The 15954-nt window shown below is 47.4% G+C and carries 15 protein-coding genes; 5 read left to right on the top strand and 10 right to left on the bottom strand.

Annotated elements, in window-relative coordinates:
* Window positions 1-102 precede the first annotated feature (102 nt).
* The 3 genes from L6442_RS23410 to L6442_RS23420 are packed head-to-tail and all read right to left on the bottom strand — an operon-like array spanning window position 103 to window position 3233.
* Entirely contained in the window at window positions 103-933 is an 831-nt protein-coding gene (locus L6442_RS23410; RefSeq protein WP_212979704.1) for an energy-coupling factor transporter transmembrane component T family protein, read from the bottom strand.
* On the bottom strand, window positions 926-2632 hold the full coding sequence (locus L6442_RS23415) for an ABC transporter ATP-binding protein (protein WP_212979705.1): 1707 nt from the start codon (window positions 2630-2632) through the stop codon (window positions 926-928). Before L6442_RS23415 ends, L6442_RS23410 begins: the two co-directional genes overlap by 8 nt.
* Window positions 2633-2672: 40 nt before the next feature.
* Window positions 2673-3233: an ECF-type riboflavin transporter substrate-binding protein gene (locus L6442_RS23420; protein ID WP_212979706.1), complete on the bottom strand. Its 561-nt coding sequence runs from the start codon at window positions 3231-3233 to the stop codon at window positions 2673-2675.
* A gap of 497 nt (window positions 3234-3730) precedes the next feature.
* Between L6442_RS23420 and L6442_RS23425 the strand changes: the two genes are divergently transcribed.
* The 3 genes from L6442_RS23425 to L6442_RS23435 all read left to right on the top strand — a co-directional run bounded on the left by L6442_RS23425 (window position 3731) and on the right by L6442_RS23435 (window position 7065).
* Window positions 3731-4216 (top strand): polysaccharide deacetylase family protein, encoded by a 486-nt coding sequence (locus L6442_RS23425; protein ID WP_237100058.1) that lies wholly within the window; start codon window positions 3731-3733, stop codon window positions 4214-4216.
* A 56-nt stretch (window positions 4217-4272) separates the two neighbouring features.
* Window positions 4273-5379 carry an amidase domain-containing protein gene (locus tag L6442_RS23430; RefSeq protein WP_212979707.1) on the top strand — a complete coding sequence of 369 codons (1107 nt, stop codon included), beginning with the start codon at window positions 4273-4275 and terminating at the stop codon, window positions 5377-5379.
* Between the two features lie 159 nt (window positions 5380-5538).
* Complete coding sequence (locus tag L6442_RS23435) at window positions 5539-7065, top strand: polysaccharide biosynthesis protein (protein WP_212979708.1); 1527 nt, start codon at window positions 5539-5541, stop codon at window positions 7063-7065.
* A gap of 129 nt (window positions 7066-7194) precedes the next feature.
* Here the strand turns inward: L6442_RS23435 and L6442_RS23440 are convergent, their stop codons facing one another.
* The 5 genes from L6442_RS23440 to L6442_RS23460 all read right to left on the bottom strand — a co-directional run bounded on the left by L6442_RS23440 (window position 7195) and on the right by L6442_RS23460 (window position 12079).
* A complete protein-coding gene (locus L6442_RS23440; protein WP_212979709.1) occupies window positions 7195-7965 on the bottom strand; it encodes an ANT(4')-I family aminoglycoside nucleotidyltransferase in 771 nt (256 codons plus the stop codon).
* Window positions 7966-8252: 287 nt separating this feature from the next.
* Window positions 8253-9131, bottom strand: coding sequence for a class I SAM-dependent methyltransferase (locus L6442_RS23445; protein WP_212979710.1), 879 nt, complete (start codon window positions 9129-9131; stop codon window positions 8253-8255).
* Between the two features lie 57 nt (window positions 9132-9188).
* Window positions 9189-10622 carry an MDR family MFS transporter gene (locus tag L6442_RS23450; protein WP_212979711.1) on the bottom strand — a complete coding sequence of 478 codons (1434 nt, stop codon included), beginning with the start codon at window positions 10620-10622 and terminating at the stop codon, window positions 9189-9191.
* Window positions 10606-11535: an NAD(P)/FAD-dependent oxidoreductase gene (locus tag L6442_RS23455; RefSeq protein WP_212979712.1), complete on the bottom strand. Its 930-nt coding sequence runs from the start codon at window positions 11533-11535 to the stop codon at window positions 10606-10608. The genes L6442_RS23450 and L6442_RS23455 overlap by 17 nt, the downstream gene beginning before the upstream one ends.
* A gap of 58 nt (window positions 11536-11593) precedes the next feature.
* Window positions 11594-12079, bottom strand: coding sequence for an RrF2 family transcriptional regulator (locus L6442_RS23460; protein ID WP_212979713.1), 486 nt, complete (start codon window positions 12077-12079; stop codon window positions 11594-11596).
* A 548-nt stretch (window positions 12080-12627) separates the two neighbouring features.
* Between L6442_RS23460 and L6442_RS23465 the strand changes: the two genes are divergently transcribed.
* Together L6442_RS23465 and L6442_RS23470 are read left to right on the top strand one after the other, a co-directional pair.
* Entirely contained in the window at window positions 12628-13881 is a 1254-nt protein-coding gene (locus tag L6442_RS23465) for an FAD-dependent oxidoreductase (RefSeq protein ID WP_212979714.1), read from the top strand.
* 271 nt (window positions 13882-14152) lie between these two features.
* Window positions 14153-14815 carry a TetR/AcrR family transcriptional regulator gene (locus tag L6442_RS23470; RefSeq protein ID WP_212979715.1) on the top strand — a complete coding sequence of 221 codons (663 nt, stop codon included), beginning with the start codon at window positions 14153-14155 and terminating at the stop codon, window positions 14813-14815.
* Window positions 14816-15074: 259 nt separating this feature from the next.
* On the opposite strand, the gene L6442_RS23475 is transcribed toward L6442_RS23470, so the two are convergent.
* Both L6442_RS23475 and L6442_RS23480 read right to left on the bottom strand, forming a co-directional pair.
* Window positions 15075-15281, bottom strand: a complete 207-nt coding sequence (locus tag L6442_RS23475) for a hypothetical protein (RefSeq protein WP_212979716.1) — start codon at window positions 15279-15281, stop codon at window positions 15075-15077.
* Window positions 15282-15559: 278 nt separating this feature from the next.
* The gene (locus tag L6442_RS23480; RefSeq protein ID WP_212979717.1) at window positions 15560-15850 is read right to left on the bottom strand and encodes a hypothetical protein; all 291 of its coding nucleotides are present in this window, start codon (window positions 15848-15850) and stop codon (window positions 15560-15562) included.
* Between the last annotated feature and the right edge of the window lie 104 nt (window positions 15851-15954).

Raw genomic sequence — 15954 nt, forward strand, 5'->3', positions numbered from 1 at the left:
TATTATCGATCGATTATACAAATTGCGTTGTTAAAAAAGGAACCTGGAGCGAATGACAAGCATTCGCCAGATTCCTTCATCCGAAGCCATGCAGAAAATACGTCATGAAAAAGGGTACCAAAAACCTGTCAGCACCTTGATTTTCAGCCATATTCCCGCCCCCAGAAGAACGACGCCAAGAACGGCAAACATCCAGTCCAGAGGTTCCATATCCTTGCCGCTGTACCAGGTGCGGCGTTTTTGCGTCCCGAATCCGCGCAGTTCCATCGCATTGGTTACCGAATCGATACGATGCAGAGCCGATTGCAGGACTGGGACGACAACGGCCGCCAGATTGCGCAAACGCTGTATGACGTTTCCGTCCTCCTTGGAAATCCCCATGCCGCGCGCCTGCATCGAATTTAAGGTGCTGCGGAATTCGTCCCTTAAATCCGGGATGTACCGAAGGGCAATGCTGACCGCATACGAGATTTTGTAAGGGATTCCGATCCGGTTCAGGCTGGCTGCAAAGGCGCTGGGCTGCGTGGTGAAAATGCATAAAATCGTAATCGGCAGCAGCGTCAAATATTTCGCGGACAAAGTTAATACATAAAAGAGCGTTTCCGCATTGATCGTATTGTAACCGAGCGGGATGACCGGTGTATCGGTTCCTGTCAGCCTTGTTCCGAAGGTTGGCGTGATAAGCAAAATGAAAATCCCGTTGAGCAGGATAAAAATGATCATCAGCCAAAACAAAAACGCCATCCGTTTAAACGGAATGCCTGCGGTGATCAGCAAAGCGATGCCAACAACCAGCATCGGCACAAATACGCGCAGGTCCAAAAACATGTAAGTCATGACCGTCCAGGCCATAAACAACACCAGCTTGACCGCTCCATCCAGCCGGTGAAACAGCGAGCTGCCCGTCACATAGAGGCTTCCCGTTTTATTCATGGCCCTTCCCCTTTTTCTCTACATTAATAAATGCCTGCACGAACCGTTCAGGCGAAGCCAACCCGTTCGCTTTCGCAAACAGGGACAGCGAGGTTTCCTTCAGATGGGCGGCTTCGGTGATCTCCGGATTGCTCAGCACCGCCGCCACCGTATCTTCGGCAATTACGCGTCCGCCGCTTAAGACGACGGCCCGGACCGCATACTCCAAGGCGAGATACATGTCATGAGTAATCAGCAGAAAACCGATGCCTTGACTCGATAAGGAGGCGATAAAATCCATAAACTCCTTGTAATGATGATAATCCTGGCCGGCCGTCGGCTCGTCCAAAATGATCAGCTTCGGCTCAAGCACCAGAATGGAGGCGATGCTTAGCCGCTTCTTCTGGCCGTAACTCAGCGCGGACACCGGCCAGTTGCGGAAGGGGTACAGCCCGCATACTCTAAGCGCATCCTCTACGCGCCGTTTGATCTCGGCAGTCGGCACGCCCCTCACTTTGAGCCCAAGTCCGACCTCTTCGGCGATCATATGCTGCGTGATCATCCGGTTCGGATTTTGCATCACGCACCCGATCGCTTCGCCCCGGCGGCGGATCGACCATGATCCGATATCTTCTCCCCCATACAGCAGTCCGCCGGATTGCGGCTTCAGGATGCCTGTGATCACTTGCGACAGAGTAGATTTCCCGGCCCCGTTATTGCCGAGCAGCGCGACAATTTCCCCTGCGCCGATCCGCAGGGAAACATCCTTCAGCACCGGATGCTCCGGCTCATAACCAAAAGTTACCCCACGCACTTCCAGCAGCGCTTCGGCGGGCGGGCGGTGCCCTGTCGTCCCGAATTCCTCGCTCCAGTCATCCAGATTACCGGTCAAATCCGGGATGTCCAGCCGCTGCGGACGCTCAAGCCCCCGGACTCCCTGGAGCGAAATTCCCGCATATTGAAGCGCATCGACATAAAGCGGCGGACGAAGGCCGTAGCTATGAAGAACGCCGGAGGATAAAATTTCGTCTGGTGTTCCGATGGCTGCGATCCGGCCTTCGTTCATCAGCACGATGCGGTCTACCGGCTGCTGCAGCACGTCTTCAACGCGATGTTCGATGATGATGACCGTTTTACCGGTTTCGCGGTGGATGTCGTCAATCAACTGCATCGCCTTGCGGCCGCTGGCCGGATCAAGATTGGCCAGCGGCTCGTCGAACAGTAGCACATCCGCATCCGTAGACAATACGCCGGCCAAAGATACGCTTTGCTTTTGACCGCCCGACAGCTCATATGGACTATGCTCGATGTAATCGAGCATATCCACCTTGTTTAATGATACCTCGACCTCCCGCTTCATTTGCGGGCGCGGCATCGCTTTATTTTCCATCACAAAAGCCGTGTCCTCGGCGACGGTAAGTCCTACGAACTGGGAATCCTGATCCTGCAAAATCGTCCCCACCGTCCGGCTTAGCTTAAAAATGGTCAAATCCGCCGGGTTCTGGCCGGCGATCAACAGTTTGCCGCTGGTCTCTCCCCCGTAAGTAAAGGGAATAAGCCCATTGATGCAATGGGCCAATGTCGATTTGCCGGAGCCGCTGGGGCCGGCGATCCAGATTTTTTCGCCCGGATAAATATCCAGCGTAATCTCTTTCAGCGTAGGCTCCGACTGGTTTTTATATTTGAATCCGTATTGTTGAAACGAGATGATTGGCTGCATAACGATAAAAAACTCCTATTCCTTCGGCACTCCCTCGCACCTACTCATTGACGCTCAAATTGCTGACTTTGGCATTGCGTTTGGCAAATCCGATCACGGCCGGAACCCCAAGCACCAAAAAGACGATGATATTCGAAATCGAAGCTGCGGCTACCTGTAAAACCAATTTATCGGAAGGTTCGCCCATAAAAGCGACGTCAAACCATCCGGAGAACAGCAGAGACAATATGATTCCGACGATGCCGTATGCGATAAATAGTCCAATGTGCTTCCCTTTAAATTGTCCGTTCTGCGGATCAAAACCTTTGGATAAGTAAATCAGCCCCATAAATGCGGCGGTAATGCCGGAGCCGAGCGCCCAACCCCACCACACGGTGCCGCTTGTCAGCAGATCATTCAGCACATGACCGATCAATCCGGCAATACATCCGACCACCGGTCCGAACAGGGCGCCAAAAATCGCCAGCAGCGCGACCGCCGGACGCAGCGAGGTGTCGGGTCCCACGGGAATGCCGATGAAGCTGGTGGCTCCATACAGGGCAGCACCGATGCCGATCGTCACCACAGTTCTTGTGTTTAATTGAAAAATGGATTTTTTCAATTCAGAGTCACCTTTCCCAAACCGAATATTCAATAACTCCAATGCTCAAAAACGAACATTAAACGTTCATTGTACTCTTAATATAAGGGTACTTGCACGGGAAGGCAAAACTTTTTTTACGAAAGTCTGATAAATTTCTTCTATAAGCGCATGATCAGAGCGAATTCAAAAGTCTGATTAGCTTCTTGGATCGGCGTTCCGTTCAATGAAATTTCATTTGCCGATAGTCCCGTGGTAAACATGGATTATTTTTATGCAAGCATTCCCCCTACCTCTTTCATTTTGCAAAGCACCAAAATATGGCCCAAATTCGGAAAGCATATCCCAGTTCAGGATGGGAAGGATAAATGTTGAATTTCAATGAACCACAGAGGAGTCAAACAACATGAAAGCCTTATGGATAATTCCTTTGTTTGCCTTAACGATATGTTCCGGATGCGCTTTGTATCATACAAAACAGGCACCTCAAGCGCCGTTGAGAAATATATCGCAATACAGTGCAAACACATCCACTCCGGATTTGCTTCAAGGATCCGAAGGGAAGGTTCGAAATCCCCATCCGCTTTCATTGGCTGACTTACGAGCTTTTGCTAAAATTAAGCGATGCCGACTTTCGAAATCAGGTTGTTAAAACAGATCATTTGATTCGAATGATTTCGGGATATAAGCCAACATTTATCAGACCGCCGTATGGAAATATTAGCGAACAACAAATTAAGTGGCTGGCAAGCGAGCACAAGGTTATCGTGAATTGGAATGTTGATTCTTTGGATTGGAAAGGGTTAAATGCGGAACAAGTGAAAACGAACATTTTCGCGCAAGCACAACCGGGATCCATTACCCTTCAGCACGCAGCTGGAGGCACAGGAGAAGATTTATCCGGTACGGTTCAAGCGCTGCCTGATATTATTCACAATTTCCGAAATAAGGGCGTGAAACTGGTTACCGTTCCGGAACTTCTGGATTTGCCAAAAGGCAAATAAACATGGGAAATTCAATTCCTCTCTAAATAATAACTTACAAAGGGGGATTTGCTGCTGTGCTACGATTGTTTCTGCTGATTAGTGTTTCATTAATCATAGGCTTATCGCCATTAAATGCTTATGCGCTCTCCCCTAAGCAGGATCAAGATAAGGAAGAAATGTTGGTTTTTTTGCGGCAATTGTTTACGGATCGCAACAAATTGCTGGTCAATCAACAGCCTGAGACCATTCAGAAGTATTATGTTCCATCCGAGGCCGGAAGCCGCTTCGCCTATCAAATGGAATTAAAACGCGCAAAGTACATTAGCGCATGGGCCGAAAAACGCGGCCTTCGGCTTGTATCGGCTGAACCGAATATTCGAATCGCCCGTTTTAAAGGGAATGGGGATCAAGCCAGCATTTCTTTGGTGCAATCCGCCAGGATTTCTTATGCTTACAAAGCGTCGTCCCTTCCCCCGCAATCATTTGGCATCGGTACCCGGCATGCCCTAACGGTAAAAAAGATGGGCGACGGATGGGTGGTCAAAAAGGAGTGGTATTTGGATCCGCTGGAAGAAAATCCGGATTTAATTCCAGACTCCCCTAACGGCTTTCCACATCTTGTGCCCGATGATAACGCAACGAATAAAAAGGGACGATACAACCGGGAACGTGCTGTCGCTTACGCCAACAAATATGCGGGATTGGCTTGGGGAGCCGGAAATAACAATCGATATAACCGGAAATATAAGGATTATACTTCTCTCGGAGGAGACTGCACCAATTTTGCCTCCCAAGTGCTTGGCGACGCGAAGGAAGGCGGGGGATTACCAATGTCGGGTGCCTGGGGGTATTGGGGTGGCGGAAGCCGTGCATGGGTGCAAACGGATGCCTTTGAACATTTCTTGCTATACTCCGGATACGGTCGATTGATTGCAAAAGGAACTTTTGAAGAAATTACCCGATCGGGCGGAAAACATCCACATGGCGCAATCGCAAAACTTCAGCCTGGAGATTTAATCGGCTACGAGCTTAAAGGGGATACGGATCATTTTTCCATTGTCGTCGGACAAGATGAAAACGGCTATCCTTTGGTTAACTCGCATACCGCAGATCGTTATCGCGTACCATTCGATTTGGGATGGGATCAAACGACTAAATATATATTGATTCATATTAAATAGTAAAAATAGTAAATTAAGGATTAACTTCACTTTGAAGCCGAAATTTCTTTTCGATCAGACTTAGTGTGTTGCGTCATTCGCGATCCAACAAAGGTTGAAGTCTACCCCGACAGTCTCGTTCATATAATGATGTGGACAAGAGTTGTTTGGGGTGAAAAAATGAATCTTCCCTCTTTTATTAAGCAAACCGCGCTGCGTTCTATCGCTATTTTCCTTGTGAAAGCCATAGGACTCGCATTTCGTATTCCATTATTTCGAATACTTGGAGCCGAAGGAACAGGCATCTATCAAATTGTATATTCGATTTATGGTTTTACGCTCACGCTCATTTCCGGCGGCTTTCCGACATCTTTGGCGCTTATGACTGCCAAAGACAAAACACGGGGCTGGCAATTTTTCAGGAATATGAGCATCCCTTTTTTTGTTTTTGGGACGGGCATTAGTGTTCTTTGCTATGTACTGGCACCCTATATTGCGGTTTTTCTAGGGGATGACAAACTGGCCATACCCATCCGTTTTCTGGCGCCGGCCCTTGCAATTGTGCCGCTTCTGCAGCTGTATCGCGGTTTTCTGCAAGGCTTGGAACTTTACGGAATTGAATCCGCTTCTCAGCTCATTGAGCAAATCGTCCGCGTCATCACGATGCTTTTTCTCGTCATTGTATGGATGAAATACGGTGTTCATACTTCTGTAGGAGGGGCTGTTTTCGGCGCATTTACGGGAGCTTTGATCGCGTTAGCATTCCTTTGGATACTGTACAATCGCCAAAAATCGCCCCACTTTCCCCTTGAATCAGGTGGACATGAGATAAAATCCATGCGTTGGTTAGTTTTTGGACCGGGGTTATTTTGGTTCATCAAGTCATCCCTTGCCATTACATTAACGCGTTTAGTCGTTCCTGCATCCGATTTCGTCGATGCCATCATTATACCGAGCCGCTTGCAGGTTTCAGGTCTTAGTCAGTCGGAAGCGTTCGCTATTTTCGGTGAAATCTTCGGAATGGCGGCAACCATCGTCTATATGCCTACCATTATTACCGCTGCATTGTCGTTTACGATTGCCCCTAAATTAACCGCTGATTGGGAAAACCAAAAAAAGAGGGAATTTGTTAACCGTTCTAATTTATCTTTGGAGATTGGATGGTTCTGGGGTATTGGTTCCATCGGATTTCTTTTATTTCATGCGGATGAGTTAGCCATGTTCATCTTCGGCAGCTCAAGTGCGGCCAATGCCATTCGTTATTTATCTTTTGTGCCCCTCATTACGGGGATGCGAGAATTAACGACAACGATGTTATGGGCGGCCGATCAAAAGAGAATACCCTTGATTGGCTTATTGTTCGGTTTAGTTTGTTCGGCAGCATCAGCATATGTCCTGGTGGCGATCCCGAATTTCGGACATGCCGGCGCAGCAATCAGCGTCTTGGTGTTGGAGTCCATCTCCCTTCTCTGGAACGCTTCGTTTCTGCGGAAACGCTGCAAAGGCATCTTTCCTTTATTTCCGTTATTGCTCAGTTTGACTTTTCTGGCGGCAGTCGTTTTTTTGTACCCTGCATTCGAATCTTTTTTATTTGACATCGGTGCGGGATCGGCAACCATCCGGTCGGTGGGCAGAATACTCTTTCTGGCTATTTGTCTCATCTTATATTTAATGCTGCGATTTTGGCGTAAACTAAGGCTGCATTAAACAATTGCCGCAAGAGATAAGCAGTGCCAGTCTGTTTCTTGAGAAAAAAAGCATAATGAATGAACGCCCCGCTTCTTGTCGGGGCGTTCTTTGTGACCCGCTTGATTAAGGAGTCACGTTTTTTATTTGTTAAAAAGGAATTCGTTCTGAATGAATGACGTAATGATGTTCAGCAGCCCAAGCTTCGAGACCATTCCAGAAATCTTCGCAGGCGGAAACGATTTTCGATGGGTCGGCCAAATCTCCGGACATCACCATTCCGGCAACATGATCGTATCCGGCCGGGCGGTTCGTGAGTTTCAAAGATTCAGGTAAAACCATGGCCCCGGTCGAATAAAGTTTCCGATGGTGCAACCCGATCAACATGGCACCGTATTGGGCAAACTGCATGGCCAAATAAGGCAAGTAGGTTTGTGGGCCGTTTAGACTTATATTTCTGAGCTTCCCAATAAATTCATACATTTCACCTACGAGAATCCCGTTGATTGCTTGCGTGAAATCTTCTCTTGCTGGGGATTCTGCCGCCTTTTTTAACGTTGAAAAAAAGCCCTTAGGATCAAATAGACTCAGCGGGGAAAAGTAAGGACCATGCGTCAAAGACCAATCGTCTTCAACTGTAGCAGCTGTTTCCAGAAGAACGTTAGCGCTAAGGACATTCACTTCAGCTTTCCAAGGTCCCGCAGACCATTCATAACTAAATTCTACGTCTTCATTGGATTCCTCGAGCACGCAAAACATCTCAATATCCGAAAAAGGACCGTCCGTTCCCCGGGAAACGGATCCATAGACTCCGATGGCCAAAATTTTGTCTTGGTATACCTCATGTAATCTCGCTGCAATTTCTTGACAGGTTTGAAATCTGTCGCTTTTGGAAATTTTTACGGGTCCACTCATATTCATTCGTGTACATCTCCCTTGGAATTATTAGTTTATTTGGGGTGAGCTGACACAAACGCATGAATGGGGGACCACGGGATTAACGGGGGACTTTTTTGGGATGCATAAGATCTCCTCCAACATATTCCATAATTTGGTTCCTAATTAGTTTCATTTTAGCATGAGAGAAACTGCCTCGCAAGCTCTGCTTCCTTGACACCACTTAAACAATTCTGCATTCTAGTGGATTTATATGGAAATTCGGCGCTGGATTGTTTTTAACCTAAAATCAACATTAGAATCATCTCTCTCTAATACATGTTCTGATCCTGCAATCGAATCAGTACTTTGCCAAAACGTCCCCCCTCCTGAATGACGATTTTGCCGGACGGATAGGCTTGCTCTAAATAGTCGGCAATGATATTCCGATTCCGCTCATCAACAGGCAGACGGTGATGGCCAAGCCAAGTCATTGCCTCCTGCAACGCCGCTTCTCTGGAGACTTCCGTCGTTTTCCCTTCGAGCGTGATCAACGATTCGTATGCATAACCTTTAAGATACAGCAGATGCAATAAATATCCCATTTCCGTAAGTTTCGATTGGTAGGGTTGACCGGTGACGAGCGGCCAAACCTCCTTCACTAGGCTGTGCTCCGTATGAAGTACCGGCATACTGATATAACAGAACTTTCGAGCGCACTGGAGCACCTTCTCCACGCTCTCCCAATTGTGAACGACCGGGCTCATCGAGACAAAGACGAGATCGAAGGCTTGGTTCCAGCCCTTGGCCTCTACGTCAATATCTTCAAACGGTACGGGTACAATCTTCACCTGATCTTCGGCGAAGTTCGAGATGTTTTCTTCCAGCAATTCGATCAGCGGCGGAGAAGTTTCTACAGCGGTTACGCGGGCCCCTCGCTCCGCAAACGGTACTGAGAACACGCCCGATGCGGCGCCAATATCCAAAATAGAGTTGTTTTCGAACTGAACGCCTTGCCCTTCCAGCCAGTTCATGATTCGTTTCGTTCTTTTTCTTCCCTCTTCGCTAAACGATTGTTCGTTGAAGGTCTTGGCCTTAGGGTCAAAAGAGCGTGCAGGATCGATCCCATCCTTTTTCATCCTGTCGATTTTCAGATCGGACTCGTCTTTCCATACTTTTTCCCATAGGGCTGCATTAAAAAAATCGTTCATGAATATTCCCCACGCTTTCTATATGATTTATGAATTCCCCTAAACGAACAGGCTAATTCATCCAGCCGCCTGTTCTTGCTCCGGCGATTTCCCCTTACGGATAAAGAGACCGAGCACGAGCGCGACGAGCGCGATGATGACGCCGAACCAGAATGCGTTGTTGATGCCGTATGCGAGCCCTTTGGCGATTTCCGCCGGAGCCTGCGGATCGCTTGCATTGCTCAAATACTGCTTCTGCCCGCTCGACATAATACTGATGTACAGGGCAGTGCCGATTGCGCCGGACACCTGCTGCAATGTATTTAAGATCGCTGTCCCATGCGGGTGCAGATGACTTGGCAACTGGTTAAGTCCAGCCGTCTGTGCAGGCATCATGACTAGCGCGATGCCAATCATCAACGCGATGTGAACGGCCACGAGGAAGCCGGTGCTCGTCGTTTCGTCAAAGCGGGTAAATTGCCACAATGAGATAACAGCGATGACCAATCCAGGTATGACCAGAACGCGCGGCCCAAACTTGTCAAACAGCTTGCCGGAGACCGGAGCCATGAACCCATTGATAATCCCGCCAGGAAGAAGGATCAAGCCGGACTTGAATGCCGTTACCAGAAGTACGCCTTGCATAAACATAGGAAGCATGATGGCCGATGAGAAGAAGGTCATCATAAGCACAAGCAGCAGCACCGCGACAAGCGCAAAGGTCGGATATTTAAATGCGCGTAAATCCATGACAGGCTGCTTCAGTATTAGCTGCCTCCAGATGAATAGCAACAACGCCGCACCGCCCGCTGCGATCGTCCAGATGACTTCCGGCTGCGACCAGCCGTGATCCCCGGCACTGCTGAACCCGTAGACAATTCCGCCAAAGCCGATCGTCGACAATACTATGGATAAGAAGTCCACTCGCGGATTCGTAACTTCCCACACATTCTTCAAGACAACGGCTCCTATAATAATGGAGAGCAGCGCAAACGGTATGACAAGGTAAAACAGCCAGCGCCATGAAAGCCCGTCAACGATCAAGCCCGATAGGGTCGGGCCAATCGCCGGCGCGAACATGACGACAAGCCCTAGCATCCCCATTGCGCCTCCCCGCTTATCCGGCGGATAAATGGTCATGATGACGTTCATGACAAGCGGCAGCAGCATGCCGGTTCCGATCGCTTGGATAATCCGCCCGACAAGCAGCACCCCGAATTCCGGCGACACCGCCGAGGTGACCGTTCCCGCGAAGAACAGACCCATCGCCGACAGAAATATTTGCCGTGTTGTGAACCATTGCTGCAGGATTGCAGTTACCGGTACAAGCACGCCAACGACGAGCATGTAGGCGGTGGAAAGCCACTGGACCGTTGCCGCAGACACGCCAAACGATTTCATCAATTCGGGAAGGGCATTGCCCATTAGCGTCTCATTCAAAGCGGCGACGAACATGCCGATAATCAGGGCAAACATGATTGGGCCGCGCTTAATATTAGTTATCGTGCTCATTTTTTCTCCCCCAACTCTCTGTATTCAGCTCATTATTGATGACCGCAGCGACAAATGCGCCTGTCGAAGCCGCGGCTATAGCCTGATGCAGTCGGGAAGCTGCATCCCCAGCGCTATAGATGCCCGAAATATTCGTTTTGCCAAATTCATCGACGATGATCATCCCGTCTTCCGAGATCCCGCAACCGAATGCCTGCGGCAAGTCCGAGCCTAACACCAGTTTTGGTTTGAAAAATATTCCCCTGCATGGAACTGCTGTCCCATCTTCAAGCACTACTTGTTGAACGATCCCGTCGCTGGAGTCGATATGCCGGATCGGCGAGTCGAACAGAGGCATTTGTCTACGCCGGAACTCCTCGCGCTCGGCATCTGTCAGTTCATCAGGGCCATTCGTGCATACAGTAAGACGATTCGTCCATCCAGATATGAGTTGAGCGAAATGCATGAGCTCAGCCCCCTTATTAATGATGACAAGCGGCTGATCCCTTAACTCCCAACCGTCGCAATACGGGCAGACGAAGGCGCTTTTCCCGTAGACCTCCGCAAGTCCCGGAATGTCGAGCGGCTCATCTTTCATGCCGGTAGCAAACAGAACTTTTTTGCTTGCAAAAGTTTGCCCATGGGCAGTCTCAATCTGAAACTGACCGTCGGTTCCGGTGATCCCCACCGCGGTGTCCGCTACGAATGATACAGAGGGATAGGCGCTAATCTCGTCCTTTGCAATTCGCCGAAACTCGCTCGGAGTGACCCCATCTCGAGTAAGAAACCCATGGATCTCGCGAGTTACCGCGTTGCGTGGACGACCTTCATCGATGATCGCCACCTTTTTCCTTGCCCTCCCGAGCACCAAGGCGGCGTTCAACCCAGACGGTCCGCCGCCAATAATGGTTACATCTACATGTTGTTTTTCCATCTTTCAAATACCTCCTCGGACGATCTATAATATCCATAATTAAAGCGCAAGAAGCGTATCACTTCTTGTTTTCCTTATGGGTACAACGCTTGAAAGCTTCATCCAGTACCGACTGGATCGTGTGTTCCCGCAAATATTGGTACAGATGCTGTTCCGCGCCGTACATAACTTTCTCAACCAAGCATTCCTGTTTTTCCGGATGTTTCAGTTCCCGCTGTGCAGCCCCCTCTTCCGCTAACAACCGATGCTGCCGCGAACTCGAATTGGAACATACGAATAACTTCTGTCTTCCTTCAATCACTTGAATCACATCAAGAAACGTAATCTGATCCGCCGGCCGTGCGAGCTCGTAACCACCGTTCACCCCTGGCACAGCACGCACGATTCCATCCTGCCTCAGCTTGGACATGATTTTGGATAAATAGCTTTCGGAAACGCTAAGTGCCCCGGATAATTCCTTGATCCCGACGTTGTTGCAACGCTCCGAGTGTCCCAGATGAACTAAGGCGTGTAGGGCATAATCTGTACTTTTGGAGAACTGCAAGCGTCCCCCTCCCTTCTCAAGATTATCATTAATATGGATCTTCGGTATCCATAATAAATCATTCAACTCTAATTTGCAATGAAATTTTTGATCCGAAATTCGCTTTTACGGTGGCTGTCTCTCCTTATGTTGAAAAAAAATGGAACATCATGCAACGGTTCTTATTGTCCCAGTGTATGAGTTATCCATTCGAACTGCTTGTCACGCTTACGGTTGCGGGTAGTACCGTCGTAAGCTGTATACTGTTGCTGCGGCTCCTTTCACCAACCATATTTCCTGCAAAATGGCGTTGCGACGAAATCGCGCCGCCCAAAAAGCCGTAGCCGATGCTTCCGCCGCCCGTGAACAATATCGAAAAAAATGATCTCACAGAGCGCTATGATCGGCACGACCGGAATTGCTGCGATTAACTTAAGAATTATGCAAAATGCTCAGTAACATGGCATTGAGTTGCGGCATTTAAGTTTAATAGTTGACAAGATACTTAAGTGCACATTAATATAACGGTGTAAGATAAATCTAATACTGTTAGAGGAGTTGGTGTAGGGATGCATAAATTTTCTGTAGCTATTATAGGAGGCGGGCTTGGCGGGCTTGCTCTGGCCCAAAGTCTAAAGAAAAACAATATCGACTTTCATGTCTATGAAAGAGAACAGTCGTCTTCATTTCGCCAAACAGGATATCGTATTAAATTGAATCCAGAAGGTACGACCGCGCTTCGAAATTGCTTGCCGAGTCATCTATACGAACTCCATCTTGCGACAGCAGTTTACACCACGAGCCATCCTGTATTCCTCGACGCATTCTCCTTAAAACCGGACGGACCCTTTGGGCCTGAAGGACCGGGTCCAGAAGGAGCGAACATACAATCTAATGAAGTCCAGCCTGCCGTGAATCGGTTTACCCTTAGAGAAGTACTGCTTGGAGAATTGGATGAAAACATTCATTTTGGCTACCGATTCACGCACTACAAGAAGTTGGACAACGGGCAAATTAGAGCATGGTTTGATAATGGGGAGCATGTTGACGCAGATGTACTCGTAGGAGCTGACGGCGGTGCGTCCAAGGTTCGGAATCAGTATAAGCCTAGGGTTGAAATTTTCGATACAGGAGGAAGGGTTTTATATACCAAGGTATTTCTGGACGAACATCGTAGAGAGGAATTGAATTTACTCACCGGCAAAGAAATGCGAGGTATCGGGTGTCCGGATGGAGAAGCTCCGGGCATGTTGCTCCTAGATGATATGGCCTTCAAACAGCCTTTGGAGAAGATTTCGGAAACGTTGGCGCCTCGTGTGAAAATCACTCCGCAGCAAGACTATCTTTATGCCGTTTTTGCCGGATCGCCGGAATGGTTCCATATTCCCGATGAACAACTTTTCAAATTGAGCGGTTTGGAATTGTTGCAACTCGCGCAAGAAAGAACCCGGGAATGGCATCCGCAAGTCAAACGCATGCTTGAGTTGGCCGAACCCGAATTAACGGCAGTTTATCATCTTCGTAATGTGATGCCATTCAAGCCGTGGAAGGAAACGACGCAAGTCGTATTGCTGGGCGACGCTCTTCATCCGATGACTCCTGCCGGTACCGGGGCAAATGCGGCATTGTTTGACGCAAGCGAGCTATCCAAAGAATTGGTTCAAGTGAAAAACGGAAATAAGCAATTGCTGGACGCACTTCGGGATTATGAATTACCCGCCATTCAGCGCGGCATGAGGAGTGTTCGTCTATCTTCGCAAGCTGGTGCCGATATGTTTAATCAAAAGCCGTTGCCGGATGAAGATATGGTTATCGAAGATTAGTTGCATTTGTTTTAACTCAAATTATTAAGCCCCAGGTTAATCTTCACCGCGTTCTCAATTACGATACTAACGGCTTACTTGTCCCATCAAACAGAGAATATCTGTCTCAGCAGGACCATGCGGTGCGGCGCTAAGCCATGCTTTCGGCCATACGTTTTTCATCCCTTTTGTCTTATCTCTCGCCGCGCTGGTGTTGAGTTTGTTTCTTTCCAAACCAAAGCCCGGTTAAGATATAATAAGAGATAAAAGAAAAACGATGGGAAGTGACAGGATGAAGCAAAAGCGCAGGCCCCATATATCTGAAGAGAAGATCATGGAAGCTTCGTGGAAGCTGCTTAGTTCTCAAGGCATCGAGCAATTTACGATGAGAAGTCTCGCCACAGAACTTCATATTCAAGCGCCAACGATTTATTGGTACTTCAAGAACAAGCAAATTTTGTTCCAGGCACTTGCGAACGAAGTTGCACGAGAGATCATCCGCGATCTTCCTGAAACCGGAGTATGGAGGGAACGGCTGTTATTAAGCGCACAAGTCATCCGTCAGAAGCTGAAAAAGTTTCCATGCTCTGCCCAAATTCTCATAAAGTCGCGTCCCGAGTCCGATTATTTGCAGTTGTTCGACTGCCTGCTGCAAATGATCGAGCCGACGCAGTTATCGGATAAGCAGAAGTTTTCGTACGTGTCCCATGCGTTCAATTTCGTGATCCATTATGCCATAGACGAGTACGAACAACGTATGTTGTATTTGACGCTTGAAGACGAGGGCGAGGGCAGTTCCGAAATCAATCTCTCCCAATTCAGTCTGATCGAGCGAATGCATGATGCAGGGCTATTCAATTTAATCGGATCTGACGAGATGTTCGAATCAGGAATCGCTTTGTTGTTGGACGGGATAGAGCAAAGAGTGATCGAATCCTCGCGAGGGACCACATAGACAAGGATGATCTTCGTTACTACTCGATGGCCGAGCATTTTAAGAGACCATTTTCTATTTGACAAGTATGGGCAGCTCCGGGCAGAAAAGTCCGGAGCTGCTCCGTTTTATTTGAAATAGGGGTAGTACCAGGATACTGCCAACAAAACTCGGAGACCGTACGCTAAAGGGTCACCTCGACCCCAAGAACGACAGTCAAAGAAGTTTCTTTACTTTCATTTTAATAGATTTGGGAGCTTACACAAACTATTTTACAGACTCATATTTCACCTTTAATTACGCTATAAATGGCGTTTATTTCATCCACATTTATTTCATATATGTTTTCCAATGATTCAATTTGAAAAGTATTCATATTGAGAGACACAGCCTTTCCTTTATAAACTTCATCAGAGAGTAAAAAAACTACGACTTGCTGATTTCCTAGAATAGCTCCATTTATAAATTCAATAATGTCAACTGACATGTTATTCACCTACATATTATAAAAGTTAATTAGGGAATTATTGTTGATACGGTAAGATTTGAATTATTTTTTGAAAACTTGTAGATACGGGGTTTATTCCTTTATTTACTGCAATAATGTCCTCAAGCAAATCATCATCCCTATTGTTCAAAACTAGTAAAAACTGATCAATAGATCAATATTATTTTTCTCAAAGTACTGATTCATTTTTTTATTCTCAATTGTAAAAACGTATTACTATTTCTTTGTTTCTTATACCACCCAGAAGATAAATCCCGTTAGCTTAATCTTGAACGATTATTAAACAATAAAGTAAAAATGCAAATGATACATATAATCCCACCAAGAGCTAACAGTATGCTTCCACTCCATTTAAATTGTTCAATAAAATTTTGCAAAAGTATATTGGCTTGATTAGTGTCCATACTGCCCCCCATTTCCACCCTTATATAATCGCTTAATTTCTGGTTCCCCCACAAAACTGAATTATTGAGTTGTACATAACCTACAATCGAAACGACGACCGAAACAGCTAATATCAGTAATAAGAGTTTATCAATTACCTTCACATGAATAGCCTCCATCCGTATTCGCAGTGATTAAACACATGAACAATATATATTCATTATTCGTGAAGTGATTATTCAATCCTGCCCTTAGCTTAATGAAAGGA

The sequence above is a fragment of the Paenibacillus azoreducens genome, assembly GCF_021654775.1.
GTDB classification, from domain to species: Bacteria; Bacillota; Bacilli; order Paenibacillales; family Paenibacillaceae; genus Paenibacillus_AQ; species Paenibacillus_AQ azoreducens.

Bases quoted from the DNA above. Each gene is read 5' to 3' on its own strand.
- L6442_RS23410 (WP_212979704.1), bottom strand. From the start codon at position 933: ATGAATAAAACGGGAAGCCTCTATGTGACGGGCAGCTCGCTGTTTCAC.
- L6442_RS23415 (WP_212979705.1), bottom strand. From the start codon at position 2,632: ATGCAGCCAATCATCTCGTTTCAACAATACGGATTCAAATATAAAAAC.
- L6442_RS23435 (WP_212979708.1), top strand. From the start codon at position 5,539: ATGAATCTTCCCTCTTTTATTAAGCAAACCGCGCTGCGTTCTATCGCT.
- L6442_RS23440 (WP_212979709.1), bottom strand. From the start codon at position 7,965: ATGAATATGAGTGGACCCGTAAAAATTTCCAAAAGCGACAGATTTCAA.
- L6442_RS23445 (WP_212979710.1), bottom strand. From the start codon at position 9,131: ATGAACGATTTTTTTAATGCAGCCCTATGGGAAAAAGTATGGAAAGAC.
- L6442_RS23450 (WP_212979711.1), bottom strand. From the start codon at position 10,622: ATGAGCACGATAACTAATATTAAGCGCGGCCCAATCATGTTTGCCCTG.
- L6442_RS23455 (WP_212979712.1), bottom strand. From the start codon at position 11,535: ATGGAAAAACAACATGTAGATGTAACCATTATTGGCGGCGGACCGTCT.
- L6442_RS23465 (WP_212979714.1), top strand. From the start codon at position 12,628: ATGCATAAATTTTCTGTAGCTATTATAGGAGGCGGGCTTGGCGGGCTT.
- L6442_RS23470 (WP_212979715.1), top strand. From the start codon at position 14,153: ATGAAGCAAAAGCGCAGGCCCCATATATCTGAAGAGAAGATCATGGAA.
- L6442_RS23475 (WP_212979716.1), bottom strand. From the start codon at position 15,281: ATGTCAGTTGACATTATTGAATTTATAAATGGAGCTATTCTAGGAAAT.